Source organism: Alkalibacillus haloalkaliphilus, from assembly GCF_007991275.1.
Classification (GTDB): Bacteria; Bacillota; Bacilli; order Bacillales; family Alkalibacillaceae; genus Alkalibacillus; species Alkalibacillus haloalkaliphilus.
Window position 1 is genome coordinate 43,589 of sequence record NZ_BJYA01000014.1, and the last position, 12,006, is coordinate 55,594.

General features: G+C 37.2%; 11 protein-coding genes. 4 read left to right on the plus strand and 7 right to left on the minus strand.

Annotated elements, in window-relative coordinates; translation table 11 throughout:
- Positions 1-15: 15 nt before the first annotated feature.
- A complete protein-coding gene (locus tag AHA02nite_RS10345) occupies positions 16-2,214 on the minus strand; it encodes a S8 family peptidase (RefSeq protein WP_146817031.1) in 2,199 nt (732 codons plus the stop codon).
- A 216-nt stretch (positions 2,215-2,430) separates the two neighbouring features.
- Here AHA02nite_RS10345 and AHA02nite_RS10350 point away from each other — a divergent pair, with 216 nt between their 5' ends.
- Entirely contained in the window at positions 2,431-3,687 is a 1,257-nt protein-coding gene (locus AHA02nite_RS10350) for a GNAT family N-acetyltransferase (protein WP_146817033.1), read from the plus strand.
- A gap of 38 nt (positions 3,688-3,725) precedes the next feature.
- Here the strand turns inward: AHA02nite_RS10350 and AHA02nite_RS10355 are convergent, their stop codons facing one another.
- From AHA02nite_RS10355 to AHA02nite_RS10380, 6 genes are all read right to left on the minus strand, one after another.
- Positions 3,726-4,451, minus strand: coding sequence for a hypothetical protein (locus AHA02nite_RS10355; RefSeq protein ID WP_146817035.1), 726 nt, complete (start codon positions 4,449-4,451; stop codon positions 3,726-3,728).
- Positions 4,451-5,164, minus strand: a complete 714-nt coding sequence (locus AHA02nite_RS10360) for a hypothetical protein (protein WP_146817037.1) — start codon at positions 5,162-5,164, stop codon at positions 4,451-4,453. The genes AHA02nite_RS10355 and AHA02nite_RS10360 overlap by 1 nt, the downstream gene beginning before the upstream one ends.
- The gene (locus AHA02nite_RS10365; RefSeq protein WP_146817039.1) at positions 5,136-6,047 is read right to left on the minus strand and encodes an ABC transporter ATP-binding protein; all 912 of its coding nucleotides are present in this window, start codon (positions 6,045-6,047) and stop codon (positions 5,136-5,138) included. The genes AHA02nite_RS10360 and AHA02nite_RS10365 overlap by 29 nt, the downstream gene beginning before the upstream one ends.
- On the minus strand, positions 6,047-6,427 hold the full coding sequence (locus tag AHA02nite_RS10370; RefSeq protein ID WP_174758190.1) for a GntR family transcriptional regulator: 381 nt from the start codon (positions 6,425-6,427) through the stop codon (positions 6,047-6,049). Before AHA02nite_RS10370 ends, AHA02nite_RS10365 begins: the two co-directional genes overlap by 1 nt.
- A gap of 171 nt (positions 6,428-6,598) precedes the next feature.
- Positions 6,599-7,576, minus strand: a complete 978-nt coding sequence (locus tag AHA02nite_RS10375) for a DUF3231 family protein (RefSeq protein ID WP_146817043.1) — start codon at positions 7,574-7,576, stop codon at positions 6,599-6,601.
- 234 nt (positions 7,577-7,810) lie between these two features.
- Positions 7,811-8,257, minus strand: coding sequence for a chemotaxis protein CheW (locus AHA02nite_RS10380; protein WP_146817045.1), 447 nt, complete (start codon positions 8,255-8,257; stop codon positions 7,811-7,813).
- A gap of 117 nt (positions 8,258-8,374) precedes the next feature.
- Here AHA02nite_RS10380 and AHA02nite_RS10385 point away from each other — a divergent pair, with 117 nt between their 5' ends.
- The 3 genes from AHA02nite_RS10385 (at position 8,375) to AHA02nite_RS10395 (ending at position 11,984) form a co-directional block, all read left to right on the plus strand.
- Positions 8,375-8,824: a YaiI/YqxD family protein gene (locus AHA02nite_RS10385; protein WP_146817046.1), complete on the plus strand. Its 450-nt coding sequence runs from the start codon at positions 8,375-8,377 to the stop codon at positions 8,822-8,824.
- Positions 8,825-9,085: 261 nt separating this feature from the next.
- Entirely contained in the window at positions 9,086-10,213 is a 1,128-nt protein-coding gene (locus AHA02nite_RS10390) for a S8 family peptidase (RefSeq protein ID WP_146817048.1), read from the plus strand.
- 643 nt (positions 10,214-10,856) lie between these two features.
- A complete protein-coding gene (locus tag AHA02nite_RS10395) occupies positions 10,857-11,984 on the plus strand; it encodes a S8 family peptidase (protein WP_146817050.1) in 1,128 nt (375 codons plus the stop codon).
- Positions 11,985-12,006: the final 22 nt, after the last annotated feature.

The following is a 12,006-nucleotide window of genomic DNA, read 5'->3' on the forward strand; positions in this document are numbered from 1 at the left end:
CGATTTTCCTTCTTACTATTCTCTTCCAACCAGAGCTTGCTCATAAGTTACATTACCTGCTGAATCTTCAGCAATTAATTTAACAAACCAAGGTGCTTTAGCCGTTAGTTTCAAATCCGATTTCTCTAACTCTAAAGTGCTATCCTTTTCACTGAAATCCTTTTTCTTAAAATGGTGCAATGTGTTACCATTGGCGGATTCGACTATTAAATCAACCGACTCAAGATCAGATAGACCATCTGGATCGGACACTTCAGCATACACATCCACACCTTCATTTCCAGAAACAACTTCTGGACTTACTTGTAAAACTGTTTCAGGATCATAGTTCAAATCCTCAGGATACTCCACATGCCATTCACCTTCGTAACTCGTAAGCGTATTCGCTCTTCCATCGACACGAACTGTCCAAGTACCTGGTTCAGGGAAGTTCACGGAAACAGAACGCTCACTCTCTAAATCTAGTAACCCTGCAGACTGTGCATCCGCAGCATCAACATCTGTCACATCTCCATTAGGTCCATATAATGAAATGTAAATGTTTTCAAGTGCCAATCCCCAATCTATATTAGCCGTTGCGTTTAGCGCTCCTTCTTCTACTTCAAAAGTATGCGTTTCATATCCTTCGTTTGTCTCCCATGAATTTATCGCAACTTGCCCTTCATAAGAACCACTTTCAACAACAACATCTTCAGGTTTTTCATAAGTTACTAAATCATCTCCAGTCACTTCGTCTGGAATATCACCATTTACAGCACTTGCAACTGCTAAGTAAGCATCAACAAAACCAGCACCAGCTTCATACTCATGGTATCCGTGCATAACATCTTGATCAGCAGTCACTTCCACTAAACGAATTAATTGTGCAGGACTTAAAGTTCCCTCATGATTTTGTTCATATGCCTCAATTACTAATGCTAATACACCTGTAACCATTGGTGTAGCCATTGATGTACCACTTGCTGAACCGTAGTAAGTACCACTTAATGTCATAGCATGTAGTGGGTTTTGCGCTGAAACGATGTCAGCACCTGGGGCTACTACAGATGGTCGATATAAACCTATTGGATCACTTTCATAATCCCAATTTTCTTGTTCTTCAACAGTAGCGTTATAGTAAGCTTCTGCATTCTGTAATGCTAATTCACGATCATAATTTGCATCTTCTTTTCCTCTAGACGAGAAGCCGGTTACATCAAAAGACTTATCAGTCGCACCAATACCTAAAACATATGGTGATGCGGCATACGGATTACATGTATCACTGTCTGGACCAGAGTTTCCATATGCAAAGACACTTAATATCCCTAAATCAAAAGCCTCTTTTGCTGCTACATTCGTGGCGTTATTAGGGTTAAATTCACACCCATCAGAACCCCAACTATTTGAAATCAACCGTATATCAGCTTCTTCATTCTTTACTAAATCAATGATATGATCATACGCTTCCAATGTATAGACTAATAACATACCAGTTGATGTGCTATAACTATGCACGTCTGCATCTGGTGCCATCCCGCGTAAATGGCCATCAGAAGCTTCTCCACTACCCGCAATGGTTCCATAAACATGGGTACCATGACCATATTCATCATTGTTAACAGGTGCTCCTACTTCTAATTCAGCATCATATACACTTGTTTCAATGTTTGTACCATCTGGTGTTGTACTTACATATAGATGGTCATCTGTTAAAACGGTACCCGCTACTTGCCAGTTTCTCAACTGATTGTGTTGTACATCAGGATGTAAACCATCCAACCCTGTATCAATAATAGCTATTTCTACTCCATCACCAGTATATCCGTACTCTTCTTGCATAGTATCTACTTGTGTCATTTCCCGACCTTCAGCATTAAATAGGGACAATTCTTGGTTAGGTTCGATAAACTTAACTTCATCCCATTGAGATACTTCAACAATTTCGTCCTGGTTTAAATAAACTCTTGCAAAAGGCAAGTGTTCATATTCGTGATAATTACGATTGAATTGATCAAGCTTTTCTACATTCTCTAAATCATCAAATACGACAACAACATCATGATATAGTGCATCATCAACTGACTCTAATGTTTCGATTAACTTGTCCGATATTTTTTCTGTCAGTCCTAATATTGAGGCGTTAGACTGATTATAATTAGACGCTACCATTAACAACATTAATATTGAAAAGGTTATTAAAACCAGACCCGCCTTTTTAACTTGCTTTCTCATCCACAACCCTCCATTATTTTTATCAATAATCATTATACAAATAATTAGACTGAATTGCCAGAAAAATTAAACGATTAGTATTTTTTACCTATAAATCAAGTTAAATAGTTGTTAAAATCAACATTTAAAATAAACGACTAAGTTATTAAACAATTTACATTCTCTTGGATAATTGTCCCAACAGTTCTATAATAAAGCTATTAAGGAGGCGTCAACATGCACGAAGTAAGACAAATACGTGAAGAAGAATACCGAGATAATGTCATATTGCACGAACAAGCTTACACATCAAACCCAGCTAGTAGTGAAGAAGAAATTGAGAAGTTAGTTAAACAAGAAAAAGAATTTCTCAGTCAAGCTGAAGGTGTTGTACCTTATGGTGTTTTTAAAAACAACAAACTAATTGGCTCTATGAAATTATTTGATTTCGAGATGAATGTGTTTGGGCAATTCCTTCCAACGGGTGGGTTAAGCTCAGTAGGGGTCGACTTATTACACAAGAAAGAACGTGTCGCAAAATCGCTCGTTGATTTTTATTTAGATTACTTTGATCAAAGAGGTTATGCGTTAGCTGCATTATATGCGTTTAGACCAGACTTTTATTATCAAATGGGTTTTGGCTACGGACTTAAAAAAGATGTTTACACTGTTGCACCGCATGCTTTTCCAAACTTCAAACATAAAGAAAATCTTGAATTTATAACACAAGAAGAAGGACAAACAATAGTCGACTGTTATAATTCTTTCGCAGCACAAAAGCACGGGCTAATGAAGAAGAGCTTTTTCCAATACAAACGAGCATTTGAGAAGTTTGACATTAAAGTTGTCGGTGTTAAGAAAAAAGACAAATTAACTGGATATGCGATCTTTTCTTTTAGGGCACGTCAAGAAACGAACAATTTCTTATCAAGCAACATCATCGTCCATGAGTTCGTTTATACCGATAAAGATGCTTTACAACAATTATCAACCTTTTTCCATTCACAAAAAGACCAAGTACATCGAATCTCTTTCCCAACACAAGATGAAACGATTCACCATTTCTTCACTGATGCAAGGGATGGATCTGATGAGCTCATTAACTTCGTATACCACCAGACGAATCGGTCAGGACTTGGGTTAATGTATAGAATCATCAATGTGAAACGATTCTTTGAACAATTATCAAAACATAACTTTAACAACGCGAATTATACAATTACTTTTCAAGTGACTGACTCGATGTACTCTAATAATGCTGGTGATGTAACAGTTAAGTTCACAAACGGAAAGCCAACTGTGATCCAAGGTGCTAAAGCTGACTCAACTGTCACAATTGATATATCAGACTTGTCTAGTTTAGTTCTAGGAGTAATTGATTTTAAGAAACTTCATTTATACGACAAAGTCGCCATTTCTAACGAAGAACATGTAAGCACGATTAATGAAATTTTTTATACTCGACATAAGCCGATTTCGATGACAAACTTCTAATCTCATATCAATTAAGAAAGCTGAACCTCTTTTGAGATTCAGCTTTCTCTCTGATCAAACAACTGATCAACTTCACTATTCATCTCTACACCAGGGGGTAACTCAATGACTAACGCACTAAAAGTATCTTCATTTCTCCCTCGAGTTAGTCGATCCCTTACGTCATAGTCAGAATTAAGAAAACGAGCAACGGCTTGCTCATGTGAAATCACCCGCTTCTCAAGCCTAACCTCTTTTGGCACCCCAATTTGAACTGAACCTTGCTGACCATTAACCGTTGGAGCGATATATTGGCCATCAATAGCTACACCACTTACGAGTATATGTTCTGGCGTGTAAACTGTCACCTCCATAGAATGATCAAGTGTTTCGTTTTCTTTTATATATACAACAGTATTATAGTTTGGTAGGCTAGAGCTCCTCCATTCAATAGTGACCTCATCTAATACTTCCAAACTTAAAGACTCCCTTGCAGTCAAACGGTCAAAGTCATCAAAAGCCCCACTAGATAACTCTGAATATATTTGTGAAACCTCATTTTCTACTTCTTCTCCATCAGCTAATTCTCGCCCATCATTAACGACGACAAAGTAAAATATACTACCTACAAATAAAACTAAAGTATAACCACCTATTACAATTCGATTTTGGTGTTTTGTTAGGCGGTTAGGTAAAATCGAGCCTCCTTTAAATATAAGAACCAATACTGAAATAACGAACATGATAAGTATCAGCGGTAAAAAGGTCATTAATAATTCAATCATCACCTAACCTCCCATCGGTCTGAAAACATTAATATTGCACCCAATAGCGCTAACACGGTAAACAATACTTTCACAAACAACAAGAACAATGACGATTCAAGAAAATAAATAGGCGAGACAGCTGTAAAAATGGCGAACCCTAGTACTGTCACTGGAACAACCACTTTCATAACAGCATGTAAGTTCATTAAAAGAGCCATTGTGTATCCTATAATAGCTAGTAACAAAATATATAAAAACATAACACTAATTATAGTAAGAACCTCTACAAAAGTAAGAGACGATTGTACATAAACGTTAGTATGAAATAAATACTGCAATGTTCTTAGTAATAATGAAGAACCGAATGCCATTAATGCCCCGACCAAACTCATTACAGTTAAGAAGACAAAGTTGGATAAGTGGTTCGTAATTCGGTTAGAAACAAACGTAAAATCAATTGTCCTTTGCTCTCGTTTTACTAAGCCATACGGTATAGCTACAGCCCAAATTAATGTAAATGTAAAAACAATATCCCCTGTGACATAATAAAATTGAAACAATTGATGACCAGAACCAAACGATCCTCCTGATGAGCTGGAACTACCAGCCGAGAACAACATAGCAATGATTTGCGCAATAATTAAGGCTGTGAACACTTTCGAAAAAGCTTTGAATTTAAGCATAAACTGCTTTTTCACTACATCATACGTGCTTACTTCGGTTAAAGACATCGTCAATCCCTCCATTCTCACGGTTCGTTACGTATACACAAACATCCGCTGGTGAGACAGGTGTAATTTGTACACCCATTTTTTTAAGATGTTCTTCATCTTTTTCTTCTAACTGAGTTTCAATAACAACATATTGCTGATTCAAGCCAACATCTTTCTTATGTAACACTTCATACTTCGATGTTACTGAACTTAATTCAGAAGAATCACCCGTTAGTCCAACCGCAAACTCTTTTAAACTCGTAACAGTTTCATGGAGGTACAGTTGACCATCATGTATAAGAACGATGTCCTCTAATACATCCTCCAATTCATTTAATAGATGACTAGACAAGATGATCGTTCTAGGGTGTTCCAAATAGTCTTTTAATAAAGCACGATAAAAGTCCTGCCTTGCAGAGTAGTCCATCCCTGTAGTCGGCTCATCAAAAATGGTAAGCGGTGCATGAGCCGCTAAACCAACAATTGCATTAAATGTACTTCGCTTCCCTTTTGAAAAATTAATTGGTAGTGCGTCGAGATCAATTGAAAAGTGACGGATTAACCGCTCGGCCAGTTCAATGTCCCAATTAGGATAAAAACGCTCAAACTCTTTTAATACATCTTTCACTTTAAATTCGAGTGGAAGTGGCAATTGATCGTCAACAAAAATCGAATTAGCTGAAACTTTCAAACTATTTAATGGGTCTTCACCGAAAACCGATAAATCACCACCTGACTTCTTCACTAAACCTGCAATCATTTTCAACAATGTTGTTTTACCTGCACCGTTACGACCGATCAATCCAGTTATTACACCTTCATTAAATTGAACTGTTAACTGGTTAACAGCTTCAGTGTTTCGGTAAGACTTCGTTAACTGACGACTCGTAATAACACCCATCAGTCACTCCCCCTTTTATTTCGTGTAGCTTCAATCATGCGTAACAACTCCTCATTGCTAACTTGTAAGTAATTTGCTTCTTTTACAAGGTCTTCAACCATCACTTTTAACGTTTCATTTTTTCGTTTAAGTAAAATTTGCTCGCGCGCATTTTCAGTCACAAACATACCTAACCCTCGCCTTTTATAAACGATCCCATCGTCTAATAACTTAGTTAAACCTTTACCTGCTGTTGCCGGATTAATATTCAACAAGTCCGCGAGTTGATACTGCGAGTAGATCTTGTCATCTACTTCCAAACTGCCTTTAATAATTTCCGTTTCTAACCACTCTGCAATTTGAATATATATTGGTTTCATACTTTCATGGTTTAATATCAACGTTTCCCTCACCTCTTCACGAAGAAACCTAGTGCATTAGTGATGTAATGCACTAACTGTATTTTAACTTTATTTAGAAATAATTCAATAAAAATATAAAAAAATCACAAAATAAAACGCCAGATTATTTACATAACCTAGCGCTGTTAGCTCAACTAACTATACAATGTTTTAGATATTATTATTTAGCTTCACAAGGGGAGGTTCGTCAAACATATTATTCTTGATCATGAGGGCCGCAGAGTCTTCTGCATATAAGACTACCTCTCCCATCATCTTACTAAAAGTTGCACCGATATCTTTTCTAAGTGTAGCAGTTGCTGTCACACCATAACGAGCGCCAATTGCTCCAACCATCAAAGACACTTTAAACATCATTAACCTGTCGGAAAAATGAGGCTGTCCTTCTGTATCAACTTCTGATTCCCACGTTGGCATTTGAGGAAGTTCTTCTTTCTCAAACTTAGCTTGCATCATCTCTAAGTGTTTAGAGCACATATCTTTCCCACGTTCAAAGTGTTCTCGAATTTCCGAAGTTTCTGTTTTACTAAATGAACGTAAAATCTCTTTTAATACTTCTGTAGACACAAAGTTATTTTGGATTTGCAACACTTCAGGAGCACTTAAAGGTCGTTTTTCCCCTATGAATTTACCTAAGACTTTTTTCGTTTGTGCTCGTTCTACTTCATCACTTTTCGGGATATGAATTACTGGTTGATGAAGTCCTCTTTTAACCATTAATTCTATGCATTTTTCCACCAATTCAGCTGTATCTTGTGATAATTTTTTGTAAAATGCTCGCACCTCTGGGTTTGTCGAAGTAGATAACGACGTAACATATAAATTCAACGCATCCTGACCAAGTTTATACTTTAATAAAATAACAAAGTTGTCTGAATAGTACTTATCGTTAGGTAACAAAATATCTTGCTCTGTAAAAGGAACTGGTAGTACACGCCCTGCCTGATTCATGAAATACTCAGCACCTTCCACTTCAGCCTTCGCAATTTGTACACCTAACTCTAACATAGAGCGTACATCGTCAGATTCAGCTTTCTTTAACACATCTGATGTTACAACAGAAGCCATAGTATTTGTTGTAAATGATGCTATTAAATTTGTAATTTCTGATGCTGTTAAGTCCTGCATCTTTATTCCAACCACCTTCAAGTTAAGTTCATATACTTTTATTATGTAGATTAAATGACTACTAATACATAGTTTGTATTTTTTGACAATTAACTCTTATAATGGTTATTGTGCTAACTTTTTAAACATAAAAAATCGCCAAATTATAGAATTCGACGATCCTTTACACTGACTGATTTACATACTAGGTTCTCCAGCTATCTAAATAAGTTCTCTGTACTATAAAAGCTTGCTTTACGACTTCACATTAAACTCTTCATAGTCTAAAACACGATCTAAATCTAATATTACGATCAACTGACCTTCTTGATTAGCTACTCCAGTAATATACTCACGCTCAACGTTTGCAACCATTTCAGGTGGTGGTTCAATTGTTTCTTCATTTAGATCAACCACTTCAGTAGCCTTATCAACGATAACACCTAACTGTTTCCCATCAATAGTTAACACTAAAAGACGAGTTTCCTCCGTTTGTTCAGCTAGTCCCATTTCTAACTTTTCTTTTAGATCAATGACAGGTGTAATTGCACCTCTTAGTTCAAAGATTCCTTTCATTGCTTGAGGCATCTGTGGCATCGTTGTTAGTTCTGGCATTTTCTCAATGGACCTTACTTGTTGAATATTAATGGCGAATCGTTCATGATTAAGTTGAAATATAATATACTTTGACACATCAGACATTATAATATCCCCCTTTAATTTAAGACGTTAATCTTAAATTACATTATACTTGTTATTTCGACTAGAAAACACAACTTTTCACCTATAAAAATTAAATTATTTGTTAGGAGTTGACCTATGAAAATCATCATTGATGCTGATGCATGTCCTGTTACTGAAGAGACCATTACCGAAGCAAAGAAATACAATATACCTGTCTTGTTAGTTAAAAGCTTCGCCCACTTCTCACCTTTTGATCAACAAGATGGTGTTGAAACAATATACGTTGACTCTGAAGCAGAAGCTGCCGATTATAAAATTATGCAGCAAGCTAAAAGTGGCGATTTAATCGTTACACAAGATTACGGACTTGCTTCTCTCACACTTCCGAAAGGGTGTACAGTTATCCATCAAAAAGGATTCTTATACTCAGAGAAAAACATCGATCAACTTTTACAATCACGCTATGTGAATGCCATGGCAAGAAAAAGCGGACAGCGAACAAAAGGGCCAAAAGCTTTTACAGTCGAAGATCGGAAGCATTACGCAGAAAAACTACAAGCCGTTATAAATAACCTACTTTCTTAGTCTTCCTTTATTGGAAGGCTTTTTAATTTACCTAAGTGGAATAAAAAGGTAAATGATTAGCGTTTTCAAACTACTTAATGACTTACAATGGTTATTATAATTCATCCTTTTTCACCATTAACATACCAAACCAATATGTGCTAATATTTTAACAATTCGAATTTTGGGAGGTGTTGTCGAAAATACTCGAATAGTTAACGATTTTTTCACTCTACTGCACCAAGACTGTCATAAAGTTTTTATACTTTAAAGGAGGATTTTATGAAGAAATTAGTCGCAGCAGTCGGAACGTTAGCACTACTTACAGCACCCTTACAAACAGGATTTGCAGCAGAGAGTGAACAAAAAAGTGAGGACTACTTAGTTAAATTCAACGGACCAGCTGAGCAAGGATTATTAGAAGCGTTTGGTGTTGAGGATGAAGATGTTTTACATGCTTATGAGTTACTCCCCGTATATCATATTAACTTATCTGAAAACCAAGCTAACGGTTTAGAAAATCATCCGCAAGTTGAGTTCGTTGAAGAAAATGCTGAAGCTGAAGCATTATCACAAACAGAACCTTGGGGTGTTCCTCACGTTCAAGGTAATGATGCCCAAGAAGAAGGGCATACAGGTGAAGGTGTCAGCGTTGCTGTATTAGACACTGGTATTGACAACACTCATGAAGACCTTAATGTAGCTGGTGGTTATTCCGTTTTTGACGATGCAGAAAATAGTGACCCGTATTATGACGCTAATGGTCACGGAACACACGTAGCTGGAACGGTAGCAGCCCTAGACAACGACCTTGGCGTTATTGGCGTAGCACCGGAAACGGACGTATACGCTGTGAAAGTGTTAGACAATAACGGTAGTGGTTCTTACGCTGGTATTGCTGAAGGTATTGAATGGGCAATCCAAAATGATATGGACATTATTAACATGAGCCTAGGTGGATCTCAAAGCTCTGATATATTAGAAGATTATACCGACCTAGCTTATGATGAAGGTAGCTTAGTCGTTGCAGCAGCTGGAAATGATGGTAACCGTGGTGGTAACAACGAAACTGTAGGTTATCCTGCAAATTATGAATCAGCTATGGCCGTTGCTGCAGTTGATGAAAACAATGATCGCGCTACATTCTCAAGCACTGGTGATGCTGTTGAAATTGCAGCACCAGGTGTTGATGTCCTAAGTACAGTACCTGGTGATGGGTATGACTCATTTAGCGGTACATCAATGGCTGCCCCTCACGTTGCAGGTGTTGCAGCTCAAGTTTGGCAAACAAAACCTGAACTTACAAATGAAGAATTACGCTCCCTCCTTAACGATACTGCATTGGATTTAGGACCAGCACACCAATATGGTCATGGCCTTGTCCAATCGTTAGATGCTATTCAAGAGTAATTTTGATTAACCCTTCCCCACCTACCCTTTTTATAAGGGTAGGTTTTTTTCATAAAATGTCCTAGTAGTATACTTAGTTATGTTATACATTATTTTACAGTTTACCTACTAAATGACCTATGTTTTAACCTACAAACCTTTTAGTCTGTCTACTTAAACCGATATATTTACCGAAACACTACAATGTATCTATCCTTTAAAATGTAAAATAGTTTTTTTAGTTACATATTTACTAAATTATAATTAATTCCTCGCAAACACTCGTTCTACAATAAATCCATTTAAAATGACTAAAATTATACACACAGTACACATTCCCTCGTTAATATCCAATTACTTTCACAAATTATAATTACCACATTATGGAATAATTTTGTAGGTTAATAGTTTCACTTATACGGCTGGACACAAACCTTCCCATTCTCCATTTCATCCTTTTTAACCATTAACGCGACACAGTTATTTATGCTAATATTTAGATGATTTTGAATTAGGAGGTGCAAAAAGAAGCGTTATAAGTTTTACCTAAAGAGCTCTGTTATTCTTCTATTTATATACACCCTTTCACCCTACTTAATTTCCTGCATTCTCTTCAACAGAAAATTTGGTTATGCAGAGCATACCAATTTTAGAGGAGGATCTCATGAAAAAGCTTCTTATTGTTTTAAGTACCATTCTATTATTGTTCATCCCCTTCCAACACGTGTTTGCAGCTGAAACGCAAGAAGAGAAATCTGATTACCTGGTGATGTTCGACGGACCTGCTAAATCAGGAATTTTAAAAGCGTTCGGTGTAGATGACGAAGATGTTTTACACAGCTTTGATTTACTTCCTGTTTATCACCTCAACTTAACTGACGGGCAAGCAAACGGTCTACAAAACCACCCTCACATTGAGCATGTCGAAAGTAACGCTGATGCTAAGGCGTTTAGTCAAACTGTTCCTTGGGGTGTCCCACACGTACAAGGGACTACTGCCCAAGATGCTGGTTATACTGGGAATGGTGTTAAAGTAGCCATTTTAGATACTGGGATTGATGCTTCTCATGAAGATTTAAACGTTGTTGGTGGTTATTCTGTTTTTGATGACAGTGCTAACAACGACCCATTCTATGATGGCAGTGGTCACGGTACACATGTAGCTGGTACAGTCGCGGCTTTAGACAACAATGTCGGTGTTCTAGGTGTAGCACCTCAATCTGACCTATATGCTGTTAAAGTACTAAATAATAGTGGTAGCGGTTCTTACGCTGGTATTGCTGAAGGTCTAGAGTGGTCCATTCAAAATGATATGGACATTGTAAATATGAGTTTAGGTGGCTCTCAAAGTTCATCAATTTTAGAGGCATACACAGACTTAGCAAATGATGAAGGCGTATTAGTTGTAGCAGCTGCAGGTAATAGTGGCAACCGCGGTGGAAACAATGACTCAGTGGGCTATCCTGCAAAATATGACTCAGCTATTGCTGTTGCAGCAATAGATCAAAACAACAACCGCGCCACATTCTCTAGTACAGGACCAGCTGTAGAGCTTTCTGCACCTGGTGTGAACGTTTTAAGTACTGTTCCTGGAGACAACTATGACTCTTATAATGGTACATCAATGGCTGCACCCCATGTAGCAGGTGTTGCAGCACAAGTTTGGGATGCAAAACCTCATTTATCTAATACTGAACTGCGTGAATTACTGCAACAAACTGCTCAAAACCTTGGACCTTCACACCGTTACGGTCATGGGTTAGTTCAGTCTTTTGAAGCAATCTCTCACTAGACTTAAACATAATCTATAAATC

Coding starts and splice junctions, on each gene's coding strand:
- AHA02nite_RS10345 (WP_146817031.1), bottom strand. CDS start 2,214: ATGAGAAAGCAAGTTAAAAAGGCGGGTCTGGTTTTAATAACCTTTTCA.
- AHA02nite_RS10350 (WP_146817033.1), top strand. CDS start 2,431: ATGCACGAAGTAAGACAAATACGTGAAGAAGAATACCGAGATAATGTC.
- AHA02nite_RS10355 (WP_146817035.1), bottom strand. CDS start 4,451: ATGATTGAATTATTAATGACCTTTTTACCGCTGATACTTATCATGTTC.
- AHA02nite_RS10360 (WP_146817037.1), bottom strand. CDS start 5,164: ATGTCTTTAACCGAAGTAAGCACGTATGATGTAGTGAAAAAGCAGTTT.
- AHA02nite_RS10365 (WP_146817039.1), bottom strand. CDS start 6,047: ATGGGTGTTATTACGAGTCGTCAGTTAACGAAGTCTTACCGAAACACT.
- AHA02nite_RS10375 (WP_146817043.1), bottom strand. CDS start 7,576: ATGCAGGACTTAACAGCATCAGAAATTACAAATTTAATAGCATCATTT.
- AHA02nite_RS10380 (WP_146817045.1), bottom strand. CDS start 8,257: ATGTCTGATGTGTCAAAGTATATTATATTTCAACTTAATCATGAACGA.
- AHA02nite_RS10385 (WP_146817046.1), top strand. CDS start 8,375: ATGAAAATCATCATTGATGCTGATGCATGTCCTGTTACTGAAGAGACC.
- AHA02nite_RS10390 (WP_146817048.1), top strand. CDS start 9,086: ATGAAGAAATTAGTCGCAGCAGTCGGAACGTTAGCACTACTTACAGCA.
- AHA02nite_RS10395 (WP_146817050.1), top strand. CDS start 10,857: ATGAAAAAGCTTCTTATTGTTTTAAGTACCATTCTATTATTGTTCATC.